Source organism: Gaetbulibacter jejuensis (assembly GCF_039524015.1).
GTDB classification, from domain to species: domain Bacteria; phylum Bacteroidota; class Bacteroidia; order Flavobacteriales; family Flavobacteriaceae; genus Gaetbulibacter_B; species Gaetbulibacter_B jejuensis.
Genome location: NZ_BAAAGF010000003.1, coordinates 1 through 23,417, shown reverse-complemented (window position 1 = coordinate 23,417; position 23,417 = coordinate 1). Strand labels below are relative to the sequence as shown.

The 23,417-nt window shown below is 32.6% G+C and carries 17 protein-coding genes and 3 tRNA genes; 15 read left to right on the top strand and 5 right to left on the bottom strand.

What is annotated here, in order from left to right; genetic code table 11:
• Nucleotides 1-44 precede the first annotated feature (44 nt).
• The 8 genes from tsaD to ABD011_RS09715 all read left to right on the top strand — a co-directional run bounded on the left by tsaD (nt 45) and on the right by ABD011_RS09715 (nt 6,989).
• Nucleotides 45-1,067, top strand: coding sequence for a tRNA (adenosine(37)-N6)-threonylcarbamoyltransferase complex transferase subunit TsaD (gene tsaD / locus ABD011_RS09750; RefSeq protein WP_343797860.1), 1,023 nt, complete (start codon nt 45-47; stop codon nt 1,065-1,067).
• A gap of 3 nt (nt 1,068-1,070) precedes the next feature.
• On the top strand, nt 1,071-1,679 hold the full coding sequence (locus ABD011_RS09745) for a hypothetical protein (RefSeq protein ID WP_343797858.1): 609 nt from the start codon (nt 1,071-1,073) through the stop codon (nt 1,677-1,679).
• A 90-nt stretch (nt 1,680-1,769) separates the two neighbouring features.
• Nucleotides 1,770-2,408 carry a peptidylprolyl isomerase gene (locus ABD011_RS09740; RefSeq protein WP_343797857.1) on the top strand — a complete coding sequence of 213 codons (639 nt, stop codon included), beginning with the start codon at nt 1,770-1,772 and terminating at the stop codon, nt 2,406-2,408.
• A gap of 2 nt (nt 2,409-2,410) precedes the next feature.
• The gene (locus tag ABD011_RS09735; protein ID WP_343797856.1) at nt 2,411-3,115 is read left to right on the top strand and encodes a 16S rRNA (uracil(1498)-N(3))-methyltransferase; all 705 of its coding nucleotides are present in this window, start codon (nt 2,411-2,413) and stop codon (nt 3,113-3,115) included.
• Nucleotide 3,116: 1 nt separating this feature from the next.
• A complete protein-coding gene (locus ABD011_RS09730; protein ID WP_343797854.1) occupies nt 3,117-3,758 on the top strand; it encodes a DUF4159 domain-containing protein in 642 nt (213 codons plus the stop codon).
• A gap of 431 nt (nt 3,759-4,189) precedes the next feature.
• Entirely contained in the window at nt 4,190-4,690 is a 501-nt protein-coding gene (locus ABD011_RS09725; RefSeq protein ID WP_343797852.1) for a TrmH family RNA methyltransferase, read from the top strand.
• 21 nt (nt 4,691-4,711) lie between these two features.
• The gene (locus ABD011_RS09720; RefSeq protein ID WP_343797850.1) at nt 4,712-5,800 is read left to right on the top strand and encodes an AI-2E family transporter; all 1,089 of its coding nucleotides are present in this window, start codon (nt 4,712-4,714) and stop codon (nt 5,798-5,800) included.
• Between the two features lie 7 nt (nt 5,801-5,807).
• Entirely contained in the window at nt 5,808-6,989 is a 1,182-nt protein-coding gene (locus ABD011_RS09715) for a THUMP-like domain-containing protein (protein ID WP_343797848.1), read from the top strand.
• Here the strand turns inward: ABD011_RS09715 and ABD011_RS09710 are convergent.
• Nucleotides 6,986-7,423: a hypothetical protein gene (locus tag ABD011_RS09710; RefSeq protein WP_343797846.1), complete on the bottom strand. Its 438-nt coding sequence runs from the start codon at nt 7,421-7,423 to the stop codon at nt 6,986-6,988. The two genes, ABD011_RS09715 and ABD011_RS09710, sit on opposite strands and share 4 nt — an antisense overlap.
• A 268-nt stretch (nt 7,424-7,691) precedes the next feature.
• On the opposite strand from ABD011_RS09710, the gene ABD011_RS09705 reads away from it, so the two are divergent.
• The 4 genes from ABD011_RS09705 (at nt 7,692) to ABD011_RS09690 (ending at nt 8,705) form a co-directional block, all read left to right on the top strand.
• Nucleotides 7,692-8,351 carry an HAD family hydrolase gene (locus ABD011_RS09705; RefSeq protein ID WP_131506613.1) on the top strand — a complete coding sequence of 220 codons (660 nt, stop codon included), beginning with the start codon at nt 7,692-7,694 and terminating at the stop codon, nt 8,349-8,351.
• An 84-nt stretch (nt 8,352-8,435) separates the two neighbouring features.
• Nucleotides 8,436-8,519: transfer RNA gene (locus ABD011_RS09700), tRNA-Ser, on the top strand.
• A gap of 7 nt (nt 8,520-8,526) precedes the next feature.
• Nucleotides 8,527-8,601, top strand: a tRNA-Pro gene (locus ABD011_RS09695).
• 30 nt (nt 8,602-8,631) lie between these two features.
• Nucleotides 8,632-8,705: transfer RNA gene (locus ABD011_RS09690), tRNA-Arg, on the top strand.
• 32 nt (nt 8,706-8,737) lie between these two features.
• Here ABD011_RS09690 and ABD011_RS09685 read toward each other — a convergent pair.
• Nucleotides 8,738-10,783, bottom strand: coding sequence for an HD family phosphohydrolase (locus tag ABD011_RS09685; protein ID WP_343797843.1), 2,046 nt, complete (start codon nt 10,781-10,783; stop codon nt 8,738-8,740).
• A 131-nt stretch (nt 10,784-10,914) separates the two neighbouring features.
• Here ABD011_RS09685 and ABD011_RS09680 point away from each other — a divergent pair, with 131 nt between their 5' ends.
• Both ABD011_RS09680 and ABD011_RS09675 read left to right on the top strand, forming a co-directional pair.
• The gene (locus ABD011_RS09680) at nt 10,915-12,093 is read left to right on the top strand and encodes an acetyl-CoA C-acyltransferase (RefSeq protein WP_343797841.1); all 1,179 of its coding nucleotides are present in this window, start codon (nt 10,915-10,917) and stop codon (nt 12,091-12,093) included.
• A gap of 9 nt (nt 12,094-12,102) precedes the next feature.
• Nucleotides 12,103-12,852 (top strand): C40 family peptidase, encoded by a 750-nt coding sequence (locus ABD011_RS09675; protein ID WP_343797839.1) that lies wholly within the window; start codon nt 12,103-12,105, stop codon nt 12,850-12,852.
• 48 nt (nt 12,853-12,900) lie between these two features.
• Here the strand turns inward: ABD011_RS09675 and ABD011_RS09670 are convergent, their stop codons facing one another.
• Together ABD011_RS09670 and gyrA are read right to left on the bottom strand one after the other, a co-directional pair.
• The gene (locus ABD011_RS09670; RefSeq protein WP_131506602.1) at nt 12,901-14,178 is read right to left on the bottom strand and encodes a tetratricopeptide repeat protein; all 1,278 of its coding nucleotides are present in this window, start codon (nt 14,176-14,178) and stop codon (nt 12,901-12,903) included.
• Nucleotides 14,179-14,200: 22 nt separating this feature from the next.
• A complete protein-coding gene (gyrA, locus tag ABD011_RS09665) occupies nt 14,201-16,756 on the bottom strand; it encodes a DNA gyrase subunit A (protein ID WP_129759972.1) in 2,556 nt (851 codons plus the stop codon).
• Nucleotides 16,757-17,018: 262 nt separating this feature from the next.
• Between gyrA and ABD011_RS09660 the strand changes: the two genes are divergently transcribed.
• Nucleotides 17,019-19,571, top strand: coding sequence for an ATP-dependent Clp protease ATP-binding subunit (locus ABD011_RS09660; protein ID WP_131506601.1), 2,553 nt, complete (start codon nt 17,019-17,021; stop codon nt 19,569-19,571).
• A gap of 321 nt (nt 19,572-19,892) precedes the next feature.
• On the opposite strand, the gene ABD011_RS09655 is transcribed toward ABD011_RS09660, so the two are convergent.
• A partial coding sequence (locus ABD011_RS09655) for an HYR-like domain-containing protein (protein WP_343797835.1) occupies nt 19,893-23,417 on the bottom strand: 3,525 nt, incomplete at its 5' end.

Sequence of the window (23,417 nt, the reverse complement as noted above, 5' to 3'; positions counted from 1 at the left end):
ACTTTGAAGCCAAAATTAACAATTATTGTGCCTAATTTATATTAATGGCTTCACAAAATATTTACATACTAGCAATTGAGTCATCTTGTGATGATACAGCAGCTTCGGTTATGCTTAACGGAAGGATTTTAAGCAATGTTGTTGCAAACCAAAAAATTCATGAAGAATATGGAGGTGTTGTACCAGAATTAGCCTCGAGAGCACATCAACAAAATATAGTTCCTGTTGTACAACAAGCACTAAAAAAAGCAGGTGTTGAAAAATCTCAGCTTAATGCCATTGCTTTTACTCGTGGTCCTGGTTTAATGGGTTCGTTACTTGTAGGAACCTCTTTTGCAAAGTCATTGGCTTATGGTTTAAACATTCCTTTAATAGATGTTAACCACATGCAAGCACATATTTTAGCTCATTTTATTGATGAAGAAGATTTTAATAAACCTGAATTTCCGTTTTTAGCGATGACCATTTCTGGTGGGCATACACAAATTGTAAATGTGTCTGACTACTTTGACATGGAAGTTATTGGAGAAACTATTGATGATGCCGTTGGTGAAGCTTATGATAAAAGTGGAAAAATATTAGGCTTGGGCTATCCAGCTGGTCCTGAAATTGACAAAAGAGCACAACAAGGAAACCCAAAAGCGTTTAAGTTTACCAAACCTAAAGTTGACGGATTAAACTTTAGTTTTTCTGGACTTAAAACTGCAATTCTTTATTTTATTCAAAAAGAAACAAAAGCAAACCCAAATTTTATCGAAGAAAACCTCAATGATATTTGTGCGTCTATACAATATACTATTATTGGTATTTTAATTGATAAACTGAAATTAGCCAGTAAAGAAACTGGTATCAAACATATTGCTATTGGTGGTGGTGTGTCTGCAAATTCTGGCATACGAAAAGCACTAAAAGATGGTGAGAAGAAATTTGGTTGGACTACCTATATTCCAAAATTTGAATATACAACAGACAATGCTGCAATGATTGCTATTGTTGGGCATTTAAAGTTTTTAGAGGGTGAATTTTCACAAAACAATGTTGTTGCCTCTGCTCGATTGAAACTATAAATCATGCAAACTACGTTTAGGATTATTGAACTTATAGCTGATAGTATTTTTATTGGGTTTTCGCTTTCAGTAATTTTTAATCTAATTGTATCATATTTTCTTAAATCTGAGAAACACAAAAGCTTATTTTACAATTACAGAAGTTATGCAATTTATACTGTTAGGTTTCTGTCTCTAGCATATGTATTGTTTTATTCAATACGTTTCATTTATTTTATTTCAACAAACGATTTTTACATTCACAATGAACGTGCAACAGGACCTTATGCATTTAGCTATTGGTTTATATTATTAAGACCTGTTTTATATTGTGGTCTATTGCAATTGTTTTGGATAAAACCCTTTAGAAAAAAGAAATTATATGTTTTGGTTTTAGCAACTATTACTTTGGTTTTATCCTTTTTATCTGCAACTGTAATTGAAAAGATTATAATATACGTAAGCGCATTACATAGAGATTATTTACCTAGTGATTGGGAAATGCAGTTAGATTCTCAACCAATTTTACTACTCTACTTATACCATATTTTTGAAAAAATAATATTGTTCAATATAATAGTTGGGCTAATTTGGTTTATTTCAAGTAAAAAGTGGCTCAAAATCAAGTTATAAACAATCAATTCTTAAAAACTTAAAACCTAAGACCTTTTATGTTTCAACAATAGGTTTAATTTTGAACTGAAACCTTAACAATCCTACATTATGACAAAAAACTTACTGTGTATTGCATTTGGCTTTTTTACAATGATTGCTGTTTCGCAAAATAGCATCGAAAAGAAATTAGATTCTATTGAAGATGAAACGCTTGCTACCAAATTTATTGAAAGCAATAAAGCGCTTAAAGGAAAAATTATAACCTTCAATAAAGAAAAACATAATACTAGGTTAGCCAAAGATCTTTTTAAACTTAAAAAAGGAGGAAAAAAAGTCTATAAAAACGAAATGGATAAAACCCATTATAAGGTTATTGAAAAACAAGAAATTCCATATTATAGAGTGAGTTATATTTTTCTTGATGGTAATGAAAAATCAATGGAAGACATTGATGATTTGAGAGCTGATATTATCTCAAAATACAATGAAGGCTACCGTTTTAAAGACCTTGCAAAACACTACTCAATGGATGATAGTGCAAAACGTGGAGGTGATTTAGGGTGGTTTACACAAGGTGATATGTTTCCAGAATTTGAAGATCAAGTTATTAATGGAAAGCATAGTGTAAATGATATTTTTTCAGTTGATGTACCAACGCAAAACGCTTATTACGTAGTCGTAAAAACGCATGACACTAAGCTAATTGAAGAAATTAAAGTGCTTAAAATTACCGAACCAACATACTAATAATGCAGCTATTTTATAATCCTGAATTAACTGAAGACGCTGTTCAAATTACGTTTCCAAAAGATGAAAGTCGCCATATTATAAAGGTATTGCGAAAATCGGTTGGAGATGAACTGCATATTACCAACGGAAACGGTTATATATTCACTGCCAAAATACAGGTTGCAGATATAAAAAACTGTATGGCAGAAATTACATCTAAAACCCTACAGCAAAAACACAACTACAATTTGCATTTAGCGGTTGCTCCAACAAAAATGAATGATAGGTACGAGTGGTTTTTAGAAAAAGCTACCGAAATAGGAATAGACACCATCACTCCTATTATTTGCGACCATAGCGAACGTAAAGTCATAAAATCAGAGCGTTTTGAAAAGATTATTCAATCTGCCACAAAACAGTCGTTAAGTGCTTTTATGCCAAAATTAAATGACGCTATATCGTTTAAAAGCTTCATTTCTCAAGAGTTTAACGGACAACAATTTATTGCACATTGTGAAGAGCTTGATAAAAAATCTTTAAAAGACCTTTTAAAACCAACTCAAGACATCATTATACTTATTGGACCAGAAGGTGATTTTAGTGTTAAAGAAATTGAAATGGCGCTTCAAAATAATTTTATTCCTGTAACTTTGGGAGACACAAGATTGCGTACAGAAACTGCTGCAATTGTAGCTTGCCATTCTGTAGCTTTTGTAAATCAATAATATGAAGCACCTAATTTTAATCATCGCTTTTCTATACTCTACTTTGGGTTTATCTCAAGAATTAGCTGTTTTAAAATATAAAGGTGGTGGCGATTGGTATAGTAACCCAACAGCATTACCTAATCTTATTAACTTTTGCAATAACAATATTAATACTAGAATAAATCCAAATCCACAAACTGTTGAAGTCGGTAGCATTGATATTTTTCAATATCCATTATTGCACATGACAGGACATGGAAATGTGTTTTTTAGTGATGAAGATGCCGAAAACCTTAGAAACTATCTTATTTCAGGAGGTTTTTTACATATTGATGATAACTACGGAATGCGACCTTATGTTACTGAAGAACTTAAAAAGGTATTTCCTAATGCAGAATTGATTGAATTGCCAAAATCACACGATATATTCAATATTGCTTATAAGTTTCCTGACGGTTTACCAAAAATTCATGAACACGATGGTAAACGTCCGCAAGCTTTTGGTATTTTTTATGAAAGCAGATTGGTTTTACTGTTTACTTTTGAAAGCGATTTAGGCGATGGTTGGGAAGACCCAGAAGTTCATAACGACCCACCAGAGGTAAGAGAAAAATCTTTAAAAATGGGAGCAAATATTGTAAAGTATGTTTTTGAAAACTAATTTGATTTATGAATGATATTCTGAAAATAATATTTTCAATATTTGATTTTTATTCAGAATATTCTTTAAATAAAGATTCGCATAGTAAATTAACAAAGAAGCAAAAGAAGATTGCTTATTTAGTTGCTATATTGTGCATTGTAATACCTATAATTATTATACTCATTATTGAAATTAATTAGTATTTTTGATATTATGCATTTTAATTCGCAAAATCCATTTAATTTTGAAATACCTGAAGAAAAATCTACATCGCTAATTTTAAGATTTACTTTTTTTTCTATTTGGAATCTTTTTTTACATCGTTCCTCTTTATTCTATAAATAATCATGTTTTTAAAACTAATGAAGTAACCATAATTTTAGATAGTGATCATGATTTTTGTAAAACGGATTCAGGTTGCTTACTAATTTCGTATTAATTTTTATCCATTGCAATTAGATTATTACTCAAGCAACTTTGCAAAACGTACGTTTCCAATAACAATTGTTTGCGATAACATTAACAACGCACCAAATATTGGCAGTTTGTTTAGAACAGCTGATGCTTTTGGAATAGAAAATATTGTGTTTTGCGGAGAAGGCATTACCATTGGCAGAAAAGTCACTAAAACTTCACGCTCAACCGAAAAGTTTGTAAACTACGAGTTTGCAAAAAACACGCTTGAGGTAATAACTTCTCTAAAAGCCAAAGGCTATCAAATAATTGCTTTAGAGATTACATCCAACAGTAAACCAATACATAATCATCAATTTGTGCAAAATCAACCTATCGCTCTAATCATTGGAGATGAAAACTTTGGAGTATCAGAGTCACTTTTAGAACAATGTGACCACGCATTGCATATTAATATGTTTGGACAAAACAGCAGTATGAATGTGGTACAAGCAACAACAATTGCTTTATATGAAATCACCAAGCAATTAATGTAGTAGATTTTATATCTTTACTTTATGAATTCAAAAACTATTTCCAACGGAATTTTACGCGCATTAGCTATTGTTTTAGGCATAACGCTAACATTGTTTTTTTTGTATAAAATTCAAGCCGTAATAGTTTATATTGCTATTGCAGCTGTTATTTCATTAATCGGTAGACCTATAGTTTTATTTTTAAGAAAGAAATTAAAATTCAATAATACTGTAGCTGTTATTACTACAATGGCTATTTTTTTAGGACTTTTAATTGGGCTCATAGGATTGTTTATTCCTTTAATTACTAAGCAAAGTCATAATTTGTCATTATTAGATATTGATCAGTTACAAAGCAACATTCAAGATTTATACCATCAGGCACTCACCTATTTTGAAATTAATAATATTGACGTTGAAAAATCTATAAAAGAATCTAATCTTTTAAATAAGATTGATTACGCACTAATTCCTAATTTTTTAAACTCGCTAGCTAGCGGATTAGGTAGTTTTGGAATTGGACTGTTTTCCGTTTTATTTATTTCGTTTTTCTTCTTAAAGGATAGTCGTCTTTTTGAAAACGGAATTATGACCTTTATTCCAGACGATAAGGAAACCAGATGGAGCAATTCTTCAACCAAAATTAAAGACTTGCTTTCGCGTTATTTTGTTGGCCTTATATTTCAAATTTTAATTCTGTTTATAATTTATACTATTGGATTATTAATAATTGGTGTTGAAAACGCTGTAGTTATTGCGTTTTTATGTGCTTTACTTAACCTTATCCCTTATGTTGGTCCTTTGGTTGGAGCTGCTTTAATGATTACACTAACAATGACAAGTAATCTTGGTGCAAGCTTTAGCGAAGTGATTATGCCAAAAACGTTTTGGGTACTTCTAGTTTTTATTATAGGGCAACTGATTGATAACTTTGGAAGTCAGCCAATAATTTTCTCAAAAAGTGTAAAATCACATCCGTTGGAAATTTTCTTGGTTATTCTAATTGCTGGAATCCTTTTTGGTGTTGTAGGTCTTATCATTGCAGTACCTGCTTACACTGCTATAAAAGTGATTTTAAAAGAGTTTCTTTCAGAAAATAAAGTCGTAAAAAAACTTACTAAAGACTTATAGTTTTACTTTGAATAAAAATATTTTAAATACTATAAATCAAGAATTTATAAACGAAAACATAAATTCTAACACTACCGATTTATTATTAAAAAAGAATCATCACTCAGATGTTGACATAAAACTACTAGTAGAGCAAATAGAAGCAAAACAACGCTGTAAAACAAAGCTCCCAACATGGTTTAATACCGAAAAAATATACTATCCAAACAAGCTAAATATTGAGCAAACATCTTCTGAAATAACAGCTAAATATAAATCGAGTTTAATAACTGGTAATTCTATCATAGACCTTACAGGAGGTTTTGGAATTGACTGTTATTATTTTTCAAAAAAATTCAAAGAAGTTACTCACTGCGAAATTAACAGTGAGCTTTCTGAAATTGTCTCGCATAACTACAAGCAGCTAGAAGTTAATATTATTGAAACGATAACTAATGATGGAGTTTCTCAATTATTAAGCAATAATAAAAAATACGACTGGGTTTATATTGATCCGTCCAGAAGACATGACACAAAGGGTAAAGTGTTTTTTTTAAAAGATTGCCTACCTGATGTACCAAAACACCTTAACAGTATTTTCAATCATACTAATAATGTGATGATAAAAACCTCTCCATTATTGGATATATCTGTTGGAATTAGTGAACTCAATTACGTGAAAACCATACATGTTATTGCTGTTAACAACGAGGTTAAAGAGCTACTTTGGATTTTAGAAAAAGGGTTTGAAGCAGAAACCACTATTAAAACAGTAAACATTAATAAAACTGTTGAAGAAACATTTGATTTTAAATTAAATGAAGAACAAGCAATAACAACCAACTTTAGTGAGCCACTAACCTATTTATACGAGCCCAATGCAGCAGTATTAAAATCTGGTGGTTTCAAATCTGTTTCAAAACAATTAAATGTTTTAAAGCTTCATCAGCATACTCATTTATACACTTTACAAGAGTTAGTTGAATTTCCAGGAAGACGCTTTAAAATTGAACGTATATTACCATATAACAAGCAGCTCCTAAAAAAGGAGCTGCATGAAAAAGCTAATATCAGTACTCGAAACTTTCCTGAAGCGGTTCAGCAAATTCGAAAAAAATTCAAAATTAAAGATGGAGGCGATACTTATGTCTTTTTTACAACAAATCTTCACAATGAAAAAATTGTGATTATTTGTAAAAAAGTATCTTAAAGTGATTCAGGCGTTGCTGTTGTTAGCAAGTTATCTGGTCCAATCTCCATATCAAATTCCATACAAGCGCTCATGTTATAAGCAACTTTTAAATCGTTTATGTTTGGGTCTTCATTGGTAATTGAAAAAATAATATCTCCTTGATCAAAAGTTTTCCATGAAGAACTTTCTCCTGGAGCTAAACTATACTCACTGTCCAATAATGTTCCATCAATTGTAAGTATTTCAAAATCGACAGTAACAGTTCCATTATTTGTTATTCTAGCTGTTGGATTAGAACCACTACATGTAGTAGACTCTGTTGCAGCTTGAATCTCTTCTTGAACTATCAATGATTCTGATTGTGAATTGTCTATAGATTCTATAGAACAATTAAAAAATGTAGTACATACTATTGCAAAAGCAATAGCTTTGTTGGTTAAGTTAGGTTTCATTCGATTTGGGGTTTAAATGAAAATATTTGCAGCAAATATATGTTAAAAAAGTTTTCATTTGATCAAAATATTCGATAAAGTGTTTAATTTATTCGATAAATAACCATTTTTTAAGCATTTGATTACCATTTTTTAACATAAATAAGTAGTTTAGCGTTCTCTTTTTCAATTAATTATAAGTCATAATTAACACAAGAACTTAGATTAAATGAGTTTGATTGATGACTAAAGCTATAATCATCATTATATTCGCACAAAAATTGACAACATGCTAAAAGCTGTATTATTTGATATGGATGGTGTAATTGTAGACACCGAACCTTTACACCATAAAGCTTACCATTCTATGTTTTCAGACTTTGGTTTAAATGTTACCACTGAACACTACGAATCTTTCACAGGACAATCCACAAAAAATGTATGTAAAGCTTTATGTACTCATTTTGGTTTAGATGAAGACCCTGTTGACTTAGAACTTACTAAACGTAAACATTTTAACAGCTTATTTGACACTGACAATAGCTTACAATTGTTAGATGGCGTTTATGAGCTTATTAAGGATTATCATGACAATGAGATCACTTTAGTTTTAGCCTCTTCAGCATCTAGAAGCACTATAAACAAGGTATTTGATAAATTTGACCTTGATAAATATTTTAAAGCAAAAATTAGTGGTGCAGAACTAAAAGCTTCCAAACCACATCCTGAAATATTTTTGAGAGCCGCAGAACTTTCTGGTCATGATAAAAAGAACTGTATTGTTATTGAAGATTCGACAAACGGTATTTTAGCAGCAAATGCAGCTGATATTTTTTGTGTTGGATACGATAGCAAACATTCAAAAAATCAGGACTACTCTAAAGCTAATAAAGTGATTAGCAGTTTTAATGAGATAAACTATGAGGTTTCGAAATATTTTTTTGAATAAAAAGTTTAAAAAATAGTTGCGTTCTTTATAATGAAAAGTTACATTTGCATCCGCATTTAAGGAACGTTCTTTATATAATGCATTGGAGAGGTGCCAGAGTGGTAATGGAGCAGATTGCTAATCTGTCAACGCGTAAGTGTTGCCGGGGTTCGAATCCCCGTCTCTCCGCAATTTTCGGGGTGTAGCGTAGCCCGGTTATCGCGCCGCGTTTGGGACGCGGAGGTCGCAGGTTCGAATCCTGCCACCCCGACTTTATTCAGAATCGATTAGATTCTTGAAGGGTCGCGTAGCTCAGCTGGATAGAGCATCTGCCTTCTAAGCAGACGGTCACAGGTTCGAATCCTGTCGCGATCACAAAAAAGCCATATCAAACGATATGGCTTTTTTTATTCAGGATATTCTATTCTTAAATGATATATGTTAGCGAGTTTACTTTTTAGAATTTTTTTGATAGATTGAATTTCCTTGAAAGTAATGTTAGCATTTAAAAACTGACCACTTTCCATTTGCTTACTTATAATGTTCTCAACAAACTTGTCAATTTTAGTAGATGTAGGTTCTTTTAAGCTCTTTGAAGCAGCTTCAACACTATCACACATCATAAGTATAGCTGTTTCTTTGCTGAATGGTTTTGGTCCAGGGTATCTAAAATCATCTTTTTCTAAATCTTCATTTAATTCTCTTTCTTTTAAATAAAAATAGTACACCAAGCTTGAACCATGATGTGTTCTAATAAAATCAATAACTCTATCAGGAAGATTATTTTTTTTAGCAATTTCTATTCCATCAATTACATGGTCAATGATAATTTTAGCACTCTCTTTAGGCGATAATTCGTCATGTGGATTAATTCCTGTTGATTGGTTTTCTGTAAAGTAAGTAGGATTTTTCATTTTCCCTATATCATGATATAATGCACCTACCCTTACCAACATTGCGTTGGCTCCTATCTCGTTTGCACACGCTTCGGCTAGATTTGCAACGTTTAAGGAATGATGAAACGTTCCTGGTGCTTTATTTGAAAGCTCTTTCAGTAATTTTGTATTTGTATCAGATAATTCCAATAGCGATACGTCAGAAACTAAACCAAATACTTTTTCATAAATATATATTAACGGTTGCACAAACAAGGTTGCTAGTCCGCATAAAATGAATAAACCAAATGTTTCTGGTTGAATATTGGTTATACTTCCTTCATGAATTACAAAAAAAGCGAAATATGCAATAATATATATGAGTGTAATTTGACCAACAGATATGAATAGATTTGCTCTTTTATACAATTCAGAAACTGTAAGTATAGTTACAATTCCTGCAATAATTTGCAAAAACATATATTCATAACTATTAGGAACTATAAAACCTAATAATAAAACTGTTAGTACATGAGCAAATAAACCTAAACGTGCATCAAAAAATGCTTTTAAAACCAGTGGTAAAACACATAACGGAACTACATAAACATATTTAGCATTGTAATTAATTATCAATGTTGTGAGCAATACCATTAAAATAATATTGAAGAAAATAAATGTCACCTTAGTGTTATCTAAAAACACCTTCATTCTATATTTTCTTAAAAACAGTAACAGCATCAATAACGCTAAAGCAACTAGTAAAGCATAGGCAAAAACTACCCAATTATAGTTAGACTCATTCCAAACTTGAGATTCATATTCGGACTCTAAAGATTTTAAAACATCGTATTTTTTACCTTCAACAAGTTCTCCTTTTGATATTAACAGTGTTCCTTTTTCAACACTTCCTCTTGTTGGTGATATTCTATTTAGTTCTTCTTGAAGCGCATTATCAGTTATAGAACTATTTAAAGTTAAATTTGGCTTTACGATATCAAAAAACAAGGACACAAAATTTGTTGTATAACTTACGTTATTAGAGTTTTGTAAAGCCTTTTCTAATATAGACCTAAATGCATCAGTTTTTGTGAGTTCAGAATAAAAAGTGGTAGTAACTTGTTTTTGATTATTAAGTAAAACTACTTTTTTATTAGAGTCATAATTATATTCTTCATCTAAAACACCAAATGAGTAAATTTGATTTAAAACAGACTCTCCAATTGAGTATAATGAAGTATTTGCCCTAGAAATACTGTCGGAAAAAACCTTGTCAAACTCTTCATTATAAGCTTTATAAACATCTTTTTTAGTAGTTTCATTTATATTAAAATAAACAGTACTATTACTTTCAATTGTAGCTTTTTCTTCATTTAACTCTTCTGCAGTCTTTTTAATTGCAAAATTGAAAGGCGCATATAAATTTTCTGACTGCCAAGGTTTTCCCTTATCAAAATTGTATTTAAATTTTCCACTTTTAGGAAACAAATACACTATTAAAAATGTAGTACTTAAAAATAAAAGCACCTTATAGATAAGTGCGTGATTTCTATACCATTTGTTTATCAATTCCTTCATAAAGCCTTTTTACTATGCTACCAAATGTAATAAAATTTGAAAGTAATATTAGTTTTATAATAGTGTTTTCATTCTTAACTCTACAAAAAAATGATTAATTTTACACCTATAAAAAACAAACGTATATTATAATGAGTAAAGAGGTAGTAATTGTATCTGCAGCAAGAACTCCAATAGGTAGTTTCTTAGGTAGTTTATCTACAATACCAGCTCCAAAACTAGGAGCTGTAGCAATAAAAGGCGCACTAGATAAAATAAATTTAAAACCTGAATTAGTTGATGAAGTTTTAATGGGAAATGTTGTACAGGCAGGAACTGGTCAAGCACCAGCAAGACAAGCCGCAATTTTTGCTGGAATTCCTGATTCTGTTCCATGTACTACCGTAAACAAAGTTTGTGCTTCAGGTATGAAAGCTGTTATGCAAGCTGCTCAATCTATAGCTCTAGGTGATGCTGATATTGTTGTTGCTGGTGGAATGGAGAACATGAGCCTAATACCTCACTATTTACATGCAAGAACTGGTACTAAATTTGGACCTGCCTCATTAGTAGATGGAATGCAAAAAGATGGTTTAGTAGATGCATACGACCAAAATGCAATGGGAGTTTGTGCTGATGCATGTGCTACTGAATACGGTTTCTCACGTGAAGACCAAGATGCTTATGCAATTCAATCTTACACACGTTCTGCTGCTGCTTGGGAAGCAGGAAAATTTGATAATGAAGTTGTTCCTGTTGAAGTGCCTCAACGTCGTGGAGATGCAATAGTTATTAGTAAAGATGAAGAATTTACTAATGTAAAAATGGAAAAAATACCTGCATTACGTCCTGCTTTTTCAAAAGATGGAACTGTAACAGCTGCTAACGCATCAACCATTAATGATGGTGCTGGAGCAATGGTATTAATGAGTAAAGAAAAAGCTGATGCTTTAGGTTTAAAACCTTTAGCGACTATTAAGGGTTACGCTGATGCTGCACAAGAACCAAAATGGTTTACTACAGCTCCTGCAAAAGCTTTACCAAAAGCTTTAGATAAAGCTGGTATTGCTATTGACGATGTTGACTTTTTTGAATTTAACGAAGCATTTTCGGTTGTTGGTTTAGCTAACATTAAACTTCTTGGGTTGAATGATAGTAATGTAAATGTAAATGGAGGTGCTGTATCTTTAGGTCATCCATTAGGGTGCTCTGGTGTTAGAATTATAATTACACTTTTAAACGTATTAGAACAAAACAATGCAAAAATTGGTGCTGCAGCTATATGTAATGGTGGTGGTGGTGCATCGGCAATTGTAGTTGAACGCAACTAAATACATTTAATGCAATACGGAATTTGTAATTTAAGCATTATCCCTCTTAGACTTGAGCCATCAGATAAAAGTGAGTTGGTTTCTCAAGTGTTGTATGGAGAATTCTTTAAAGTTTTAGAACAACGTAAGTTTTGGAGTAGAATTCGTCTAGCTCATGATAAATATGAAGGATGGATTGACAATAAACAATATGTTGAGATTGATAATGAATCTTACTCAACACTAGAAAGTCAAACCCCTATCCTTTCTTCTGATTTAGTTGAATTCGTAGAAGATGATGCTAAAAACCTTTTTACTATTCCTATAGGTTCTTGCTTAAACGGACTATCCATTCTTAATCATTCGCATGACGGAAATGTTATAGACAAAGTAACTCCTAAGGAAAATTTAATTTCAACAGCATTTACATACTTAAACTCTCCTTATTTATGGGGAGGAAAAACACCTTTTGGTATCGATTGTTCAGGGTTTACTCAAATGGTTTATAAGCTAAATGGTTATAAACTATTAAGGGACGCTTCTCAACAAGCAACACAAGGTCAAGCTTTAAGCTTCATTGAAGAAAGTGAACCAGGAGATTTAGCTTTTTTTGATAATGATGAAGGCAACATTGTACATGTAGGTATTATTATGGAAAACAACTACATTATCCATGCTCATGGAAAAGTAAGAATTGACAGGTTAGACCATAGTGGTATTTATAATACTGATAGACGCATTCACACACATAAACTAAGAGTTATTAAAAAGATTATATAAAAAAAGCCGCTAATTAATTAGCGGCTTTTTTATGTTTATTACTGATGTTTAGTTTCCACTCTCAAGTTTCTCAACTAAAGCTTTCATTTCTTTAAACTTCACAGTATTATCAATTGCGCTGTAAATTTGCATCAATGTTTTAGCAGCATCAATATTTTTTGGTTTAAGCTTTAAGGTAGCCTCTAAATAAGGAACAGCTTCTTTGTAAATACTTAAACGTGCTTCTTTAAGTTCATCATATCTTTTATTATCAGCAGCAGAACTTCCTAAAGAGTTCATCTCTTCAATAATTGATTGCTCCTCACCTAATATTGCTACAGCCATGTTATTATTAGCGTCAACATAACCAGGGTTTAATGCAAGAGCTTTAGAGTAATATTTTTTTGCAGCATCTATATCTCCAGCATCAGCAGCGATAACACCTAAATTATATTGTAACTCAGCATTATCAGGATCTTTTAAAGTTGCTTCTTCTATCAGTTTTTTAAATTCTTCCTTATTTCCCATTTTTAACTGAACGTTTGCTGCAGTTAACAAAAGACTTAAATCATCTGGGTTTTCTTTTCTTGCATCTTTTATTGCAGTAGCAGCTTTTTCATTATCACCATTATTTACATAAATTAATGCAATGTTTTTAATGATCTCTGCAGATTTTGACTCAGTTTTTTTAACTCCAGGCTTAATATGAGAACCTGCTCTTACAGAAATATCTCTCAACGTAGCTGTGTCAAAAGTTTCTTCTTCATTGGTCTCTTTGTTAACTGCAACATATCTTGTTTCAACACCAGAATACCCTAAATCTCTTAGCTCTTCATAATACTTTAAAGATGTTTCATAATCGTTTGCAGTTACAGCTGTAGATGCAGCGTAATACAGATAAAGCGTGTCTTTTGGAGACATTTTGTATGCTTTTTCAAAACCTTTAGATGAGCTGATATAATCTTTCTTTTCTAAGGCACTGTTAGCTGCACTTAAAAATTTAGATAACATAGATTGCTTAATTTCATCTACATCGCCTGAGTATTTTGATTTTCCAGATTGTTCTTCAATGGTTTTAACCATATCAAAACTCTCAATTGCAGCATCCATATCAGCATCTGAACTATTACCATTAGCATACAATGCTTGACCTTTTATAAAGTAAAATTTAGCCTTGGTCTTATCATCTGCATTTGCTATTAAAGCTTCTGCAGAATTAATAGCCGATTTAGCATCAGCATAATTACCAGATTTAATTGCCTTTTCAGCTGCTTTTATTTCATCCTTTTGTGCATATGTAAAAGAACCTAGTAAAAGTGCTAAAGCAACTACTATTTGTTTTTTCATTTTTAGTTAATGTTTAGTGTTATTAATTGTTTTCGTCTTGTGAATTATCAAGAGTTGTGCCATCTTCAGTTTGAGCTTCTGAATTCTCAACTTCAGAGTCAATTTCTTCTTCGTTTTCATCTTTCATTACTTTGGCAACAGCAGCAATAGAATCGTTTCCTTTTAAGTTAATTAACCTAACACCTTGAGTTGCTCTACCCATAGTTCTTAAGTTAGAAACACTTAACCTAATTGCTATTCCTGACTTGTTGATAATCATTAAGTCATCATCGTCAGTAACTGTTTTAATTGCTACTAAATGACCTGTCTTTTCAGTAATAGAAATTGTTTTAACCCCTTTACCTCCTCTATTGGTGATTCGGTAAACTGCTTCTCCGTCTTCAGGATCATCAATGTATGTACGTTTTCCATAACCGTTTTCAGAAACAACAAGAACTGTTTCTTCCATAGGGTTTTCAATAGCAACCATACCTATTACTTCATCTTTATCGTTAGCCAAAGTAATACCTCGAACTCCAGATGCATTTCTACCCATTGGTCTTGTTTTAGCTTCTTCAAAACGAATTGCTTTACCAGACTTTAAGGCTAGCATAACTTGACTGTTTCCTGTAGTTAATTTTGCTTCTAGCAATTCATCATCCTCTTTAATAGTAATGGCATTGATACCATTAGTACGAGGTCTAGAATATTGTTCTAAAGCTGTCTTTTTAACCTGACCATTTTTAGTCGCCATTATTACATAGTGACTATTAATGTAATCTTCATCTTTTAAATCTTGAGTACAAATGAAAGCCATTACTTTATCATCTTGCTCAATATTTATTAGGTTTTGAATTGCTCTACCTTTAGATGTTTTACTACCTTCTGGAATTTCGTAAACGCGCATCCAGAAACATTTTCCTTTTTGGGTAAAGAACAACATGTATTGGTGGTTAGTACCAACAAAAAGGTGTTCTAAGAAATCTTCATTACGAGTGGTTGAAGCTTTTTGACCAACTCCTCCTCTATTTTGAGTTTTGTATTCAGTAAGCGATGTACGCTTAATGTAACCAGCATGAGAAATAGTTATTACTACTTGCTCATCAGGAATCATATCTTCGATACTTAAATCTCCTCCTGCATATTCAATTATTGAACGACGCTCATCACCATACTTTTCTTTAACAACAAGAAGCTCTTCTTTAATGATATCCATACGACGCTCTTTTTTGTCAAGAATATCTTTTAAGTCTTCTATGGTTTTCATCAATTCATCATACTCAGAGCGTAACTTGTCTTGCTCCAGTCCTGTTAATTGACGTAAACGCATTTCTACGATTGCTTTAGCTTGTATTTCAGAAAGCTTAAAGCGTTCAATTAACTTTTCACGAGCTTCATCAGCATTTGAAGATGCACGAATTAATGCAATAACTTCATCAATATTATCAGAAGCTATAATTAACCCTTCTAAGATATGAGCACGCTCTTCTGCCTTACGCAATTCATAAGTAGTACGACGTACAACTACATCGTGTCTGTGCTCCACAAAATGATGGATTAACTCTTTTAAGTTTAGTAATTGCGGTCTACCATTTACTAGTGCAATATTATTTACACTGAAAGAAGACTGCAACGCAGTGTATTTATAAAGCTTATTTAATACAATGTTAGGAATAGCGTCACGCTTAAGTACATAAACGATACGCATACCATTTCTGTCGGACTCATCACGTATGGTTGAAATACCATCAAGCTTTTTATCATTTACAAGATCAGCAGTTTTTTTTATCATATCTGCTTTATTCACTTGATAAGGAATTTCAGATACAATGATACATTCTCTACCTTGAACTTCTTCAATATTGGCTTTACCACGCATTACGATACGCCCACGACCAGTTTTAAAAGCTTCACGAACACCATCATAACCATAAATAGTTCCTCCTGTAGGGAAATCTGGTGCTTTAATATGAGTAATTAGTTCATCAATTTCTATATCATTATTATCTATATAAGCTACAGTACCATCTACAACTTCACTTAAGTTATGTGGAGGCATGTTTGTAGCCATACCAACTGCAATACCAGATGCTCCATTAACTAAAAGTCCTGGTATTCTTGTTGGAAGAACCGTTGGTTCTTGTAGAGTATCATCAAAATTTAATTTATGATCTACAGTTTCTTTGTCAATATCTGCCAACATGTCCTCAGATATTTTACGCATACGCGCTTCAGTATAACGCATTGCTGCAGGACTATCTCCATCTATAGAACCAAAGTTTCCTTGACCATCAACAAGCATATAACGCAAACTCCACTCTTGAGCCATACGTACCATAGTGTCATAAACAGAGGTATCACCATGAGGATGGTACTTACCTAAAACTTCACCAACTATTCTTGCCGATTTTTTATGTGCGGTATTAGATCTAACACCTAGTTCATGCATTCCATATAAAACACGTCTGTGTACAGGCTTTAAACCATCTCTTACATCAGGTAATGCACGTGACACAATGACTGACATTGAATAATCAATGTAAGCCGACTTCATTTCATCTTCAATATTAATTGGAATGAGTTTTTCTCCTTCTGCCATATATAAAAATTATTAGAATTTTGTAGGTTTTCAAATCGTGCTAATATAAGTATTTTGATAGTGTTTGAGCCACCTTTAAGCACCTTTTTTGACATTTTTTATTAACAATATTACCTACTATTTTAGTTAATAAGTATGCTGTTAAATGTTTTGAACTTTTGAAGTTTTTTCACTCTATTAGCTACTATAAAAACATTTAAGGTATAGTTTTTGACATTATCTATTTGTTTTTATTATTTTTAATGCAGAAAGGATTTTAAACATGGATGATAATTTTTCCCCAAGAGTCAAAGATGTAATTGCTTACAGTAAAGAAGAAGCATTACGCCTTGGACATGATTTTATAGGTACCGAACATTTAATGTTGGGGCTACTTCGTGATGGTAACGGAAAAGCGATAGATATACTTGGAGCTTTAGAAATTGATTTAAATCATCTAAGGCGCAAGGTAGAAATATTAAGCCCTGCAAATTCAAATATATCATCTGCTTCTAACGAAAAGAAAAACCTACACTTAACTAGGCAAGCTGAACGTGCCTTAAAGACTACTTTTTTAGAAGCTAAATTATTTCAAAGCACATCAATTAATACTGCACATTTATTATTGTGCATTTTAAGAAACGAAAATGACCCTACTACTAAGCTTTTAAATAAGCTTAAAGTAGATTATGATAACGTAAAAGAACAATTTAAATTTATGATTACAAACGAGGATGATTTTATAGAATCGCCAAAAGCTGAGTCTTTTTCAGACGATGATATTAACGACGAGGATGATTCTAAACAAAACCCTTTTGGACAATCTTCATCAAAAACAACAAAAAAATCTAAGACACCTGTTTTAGATAATTTTGGAAGAGACCTTACTGAACTTGCTGAAGATGGTAAACTTGACCCTGTTGTTGGAAGAGAAAAAGAAATACAACGTGTATCTCAAATATTAAGCAGACGTAAAAAGAACAACCCGCTTTTAATAGGAGAACCAGGAGTAGGTAAATCTGCAATTGCTGAAGGGTTAGCTTTACGTATTGTAAAACGTAAAGTGTCTCGTATACTTTTTAACAAACGTGTTGTAACGCTTGACTTAGCTAGTTTAGTTGCTGGCACAAAATACCGTGGGCAATTTGAAGAACGTATGAAAGCTGTGATGAATGAGTTGGAAAAAAACGACGACATCATACTTTTTATTGACGAGATTCATACCATAGTTGGAGCTGGAGGAGCTACAGGAAGTTTAGATGCTTCAAATATGTTTAAACCAGCTTTAGCAAGAGGTGAAATTCAATGTATTGGTGCTACAACACTAGATGAGTATAGACAATACATCGAGAAAGATGGTGCTTTAGAGCGTCGTTTTCAAAAAGTAATTGTTGAGCCTACTAGCGTTGAAGAAACCATTGAGATTTTAAACAATATTAAAGAAAAATACGAAGACCATCATAATGTTGATTATACACCTGAAGCTATTGAAGCTTGTGTAAAATTAACTAATAGGTATATGACTGAACGCTTCCTTCCAGATAAAGCTATAGATGCTTTAGACGAAGCTGGCTCTAGAGTTCATATTACCAATATTGATGTACCTAAGCAAATTCTTGAATTAGAAAAGAAGCTTGAAGAAGTTAAGGCTACTAAAAATTCTGTGGTTAAAAAGCAGAAATATGAAGAAGCTGCAAAACTTAGAGATGACGAGAAGCGTTTAGAAAAAGACCTTGCCATTGCACAAGAAAAATGGGAAGAAGAAACCAAGCAGCATAGAGAAATTGTAACTGAAGATAACGTTGCAGATGTAATATCTATGATGACTGGAATTCCTGTTAATAGAATTGCTCAAACTGAAAGTAACAAATTAGCTAAACTGCCTGAACTTATAAAAGGTAAGGTTATTGGTCAGGATGAAGCTGTTTCAAAAGTTGTTAAAGCTATTCAGCGTAATCGTGCTGGACTTAAAGATCCTAACAAGCCTATTGGGTCATTTATATTTTTAGGTCAAACAGGTGTAGGAAAAACGCAATTAGCTAAAGTATTGGCTAGAGAGTTATTTGATAGCGAAGAAGCACTTGTAAGAATTGACATGAGTGAATACATGGAAAAATTCGCTATTTCTAGATTAATTGGAGCACCTCCTGGTTATGTTGGATACGAAGAAGGTGGACAACTAACTGAAAAAGTAAGACGCAAACCTTATGCTGTAGTGCTTCTTGATGAAATTGAAAAAGCGCATCCAGATGTATTTAATATGTTACTACAAGTATTGGATGATGGCTATTTAACTGATAGTCTTGGTAGAAAAATCGATTTTAGAAATACCATTATTATAATGACTTCTAACATTGGTGCTCGTAAACTTAAAGACTTTGGACAAGGTGTTGGTTTTGGTACATCAGCTAAAGAATCTCAAGCTAAAGATAACTCTAGAAGCATTATAGAAAATGCACTTAAAAAAGCTTTTGCTCCTGAATTCTTAAATAGGATTGATGATGTAATGGTATTTAATGTTCTTGAAAAAGAAGATATAGATAAGATTATTGATATTGAACTAGTAAAACTAATAGCTAGAATTAAAGATCTTGGTTACGATCTTAAATTAAGTAATAAAGCTAAAGACTATATTGCTGAAAAAGGTTTTGATAAAGATTATGGTGCAAGACCATTAAAGCGTGCCATTCAAAAATACATTGAAGATGCATTAGCTGAAGAAATTATCAATTCTCAATTACATGAAGGCGACACAATTTTAATGGATTTAGACTCTAAAACAAATGAACTAACCATAACTATTGAAAAGTCCGAACAACACTCTGAGGAATCTTAATTCTTTAATATATAAAACTAAAAGCTCATTATAATAAATGAGCTTTTTTTATGTCTTGTAGTGAAACTATATTAAAGCAATAAACCTTAAACGTAACCTTATCTAAATGAAACCTTATTATGGTTTAGGTTTATGTACAAACATCTTAGTACATACTTTAATAATCATTAATACACTATTGCTTTGAAAGGGCATTTGAATAAAGTGTAACTACCAATACAGCTACCATAGAGTTTAATATATTGAATATACACAAATAAAAAAGGCAGCTATTTCTAGCTGCCTTTTTCTATCAACATTTATTTGGCTATTGCCTAATAATTAATGTCTCTTAACTGATGAAGACACAATCTTCTTAGTTACTGAACCTTGACTAGTTGTTAACTTAACATAGAACATTTGGTTAGACGTTCTAGATAAATCAAATCTAGTATTTCCTTTTGAACCAGCAACGTATCTGTTATTAGTATCACTTAAGATTAGTAATCCTTTAGTGTCAAATAACTCAATAGTTACATTAGTTTCAAAGTCAAATGTGTATGAAATATTAACTTCTTTGTCAAATGGTACTGGATAAGCTGTAAAGTCTAGAGCTTCACTTACCCTTTCCTCTGATACTTCACCTGCATAGATTTGTGCACCATTAGATGTAGTAGAGTAAGTTGTCTCATTACTTTGTCTGTTTTCAGCTTCTGTACCTTCAACCCAAGTATAGGTTACTGAACATTCTCCTTCATTTCCACATGAATCCGTTTGAGTGAAAGTTCTAGTTAATGTATACTCTGTATAGTCAAGATAGTAGTAACCGCAATCAACATAAATTCCGTCACATACACTACCATCAATATCCCAGTCTGATGGATTACATGAAGGAGCAGTATCTTCAGTAACATTATACCAAACTAGACCTAAAAGATAACCATTATCATATTCATATACTTCCCATCTATTAGTTGAATGATTGTAGTATAAATCATAAGTATATTGTGGATAATCTTCTCTATAACCATCAGCATATATTGCATAACCATCTTCAGCATATCCAGTTCTTTCGAAATGAACAAGCGCAAACAGTGAACCATTTTGTATACATGAGATATCAAAATTAGTAGACTCTCCATAGTACTCTTCAGATGATAATTCATCAGTATATGTAGTAGTTACTCCATCTTCATCCATGTTATCAGTATAGTTAGCTGTTGTAGCTACACCATAAGGAACACCATTATTATCTAAATCTGGATTCTCACCAAAGTTAGCGTCGTCTGAACACTCAATAACAGGAGCTTCTTCATCACAACCTACTTCAATAGTCCATGTGTAAGTTACACTACACTCATCTTCGTTACCACAATCATCTGCAGCAGTAAATGTACGAGTAAATGTGTAAGTTACAGAACTTGAATATACTGGGCACTCTAAAGTAAATGCTTTGTTATGTCCAGTGTTAGATGTAAATGTCCAAGCTGCCGCATCACATCCGTCAAATGCATCAGCATCTGCAGTTCCAGCTGGTTGAATATCATTTTGTCCAAAGTCTTGAAGAATGTCATACTCACCACTATTTGGATTGTACACTACTAAAATAGTTCCATAGTTAGGTAACACATCTCCACTTGGGCTTGTAATAATACCTGTATAATGTGGATATCCATTAGAAGTTCCTGTAGGAGCATTACCTAAATTTAATAAGTAACCTTCTTCAAAAGTGAAGATATATTCACCTTCTACTGAAGAACTATTAACTGTTTCAGTTATTTCACTATCAGTATAATCATGAGTTGCGCCATCAGCTATACAGTTATCTGTATAAAATGCTTTATCAGCAAATCCTGTTGGAGTTTCAGTTACTACACCAAAATCAACATCTTCAGGACACTCTAATACTGGAGCAGTAACATCATTCACTGTAATAACATGAGTAGTTACAGAAACATTTCCACATCCATCATCATATGTCCATGTACGAGTGATTGTTTCAGGACAAGTTTGCCCATCACTAGTTTCACTAAACACACCTTCTATTTCACCTTGACAAGCATCGATAGCTTTTAAGTCAATAGCTTCTGGCACATCATCTGTACACTCATAAGTAAATTCTTCATCTGCAGGTGCTTCAGGAGCTTCATCATCAATTACTTTGTAAGTACAAGTAAATGGCTCAGAAATTTTTCCACAAGCATCCTCAGCTTCAAATGAAATTGATAACATATTGATACAATTGTCATCTGTAGAAGTTTTACCGATAACACGTATAATGATATCTCCAAGATCAGTACAGTTATCACTTACACAGCTTCCAATAGGTAGTATTTCAACACCACCAACAGTCCATGATGTGAATGCATCTATTTCATCTCCAACGTTAAGAGATATTCCAGCTTCAGCAGGACAATCAGCTCCATTAGATGTAAATATTTCGAAACTTTCTAATTGACATTCTAAGTCAAATACTGGAGGTGACTGATCACCACCTTGATAGTTAACTTTGATGATATCAGACTCATTTCCGCATTCATCCATAGCTATGTACTCAAATACTCTAATCCACTCACAGTCTGTCCCGTAAACTTTTTCTATTTTGTTTACAGTGATTACCTCTGAACAGTTATCAGAATATAACGCAGCGATATCTTCCTCAGAAGGCTCTCCTAAATCAGAATCTATACATAAGTCTAATGAATTTTGACCCATTGGAACATCTCCTTCAAGTACTGGTGGTGTAGTATCACCTCCTTGGTAGTAAATTACAATGTTCTCAGCTTTATTTCCACAAGCATCTTCTACTGTGTAAGTATAAGTTGCAGTCCAGTAGCAATTATCTCCAGTAATAACTGGTTCTAATTCAGTTACGATAACTTCACTACAGTTTTCAGTATATAACTCAGCTAAGTTGCTTGATTTTGGTGCTTCTGGAATTTCATCAAAACATAACTCCATTCCTGTTTCACCAGTTGGTAACGTTCCTGTTAACTCAGGAGCAGTTTTGTCTCCTCCGTTATAGTAAACTTTAACTGGAGCTGCAAAATTACCACAATCATCTTGAACTTCGTATCTGAACATAACTGCCCAATCACAATCATCACCAAGACTTACAACTGTTTTAGTAACATTTACATTACCACAATTGTCTTCAAATAATGCAGCAATCTCTTCTTCAGTTGGTTCAGTTGGGTGATCAGCATAACATGCATCAATATTAGAAATACCTTCAGGTAATTCACCTACTAATACTGGAGCTGTTTCATCGATAACTGTTACAGTACGATTAGCTGTAATCGTTCTTCCACATTCATCAGTGAATGACCAATTAACTTCAAACATTCCACAGCTTCCATCAAAAGGCTCTGCAACACCTTGAACTTCACCACTAATTTCACAAGAAACAGTACCTCCATTTGAGTATGCTAAATAAGCTGGCTCATATGTTGCTAAATCTTCACAAGCAATAGTTATGTCATCTACTTGATCAAACTCAGCTACTGGAGCTGGTAATACAGTTACTGTTTTGCTAGTTGTGATTTCACGCTCACAATCATCTTTATAGAACCATGTTATTGTTAATGTTCCTCCACATTCATTGTATTCACCAGAGATTTCTCCTAAAACTTCACCTTCAATTAAACAAGCTTCTGTTCCAGCATCATTAGTGTAAGATAAATATGTAGCTTCGTATACATTAGCTTCTTCACATGTAACCTCTTCATCTTCTACTGGTGCAAACTCTGCTGCTGGTGCTGGTAATACAGTTACTGTTTTGGTAGCTGTAATCTCTCTTTGACAATCATCCATAAATGTCCAAGTTACCATTAACTCTCCACCACACTCTGTGTAAGTTCCACTTAA